The sequence below is a fragment of the Domibacillus indicus genome (assembly GCF_023715895.1).
In the GTDB taxonomy this organism is placed as follows: domain Bacteria; phylum Bacillota; class Bacilli; order Bacillales; family Domibacillaceae; genus Domibacillus; species Domibacillus indicus_A.
Genome location: NZ_JAMBOO010000077.1, coordinates 1 through 479 on the forward strand (window position 1 = coordinate 1; position 479 = coordinate 479).

Sequence of the window (479 nt, forward strand, 5' to 3'; positions counted from 1 at the left end):
TTTCCAGGCTAAGCCCAGGCCGCAGCGCTGGATGTTCCGCCCGGCCAGCCAGCACGTAGCGTTCGCGAAACAGCAGGCGCTGATGCAGCCCCGGCGGCGCGCCCTCGCGGGTATGAAAGAAAAGATCTACTGTATCGCTGGCCGCCTGCTGCTCCAGCCGCGCCGGCTGCAGTTCGAACACCGCCAGCCGACTGCCGGGAGAGGCCTGGCGTAACCCAGCCAGCATCGGCAGGAGGATCGCCGAGGCCATATAGTCCGTCGCCGCCACCCGCCAGGTCTCCGCCGCCGTGGCCGGATCAAAAGGGCTGACCGGCGCCACCGCCTGCTCCAGCGCGGCTAACGCAGCGCGCAACGGCTGACGAAGCTCATCGGCGCGGGCGGTGGGCTGCATGCCGCGCGGGCCCGGCATCAGCAGCGGATCGGCGAAAATCTCCCGCAGCCTGGCGAGCTGAATACTCACCGAGGGCTGCGACAGATTC

At 68.9% G+C, this 479-nt stretch carries 1 protein-coding gene; it reads right to left on the minus strand.

What is annotated here, in order from left to right; translation table 11 throughout:
* Positions 1 to 479, minus strand: a 479-nt coding sequence (locus M3221_RS25605; protein WP_251274820.1) for a LysR family transcriptional regulator, incomplete at both ends; no start/stop codon positions are given.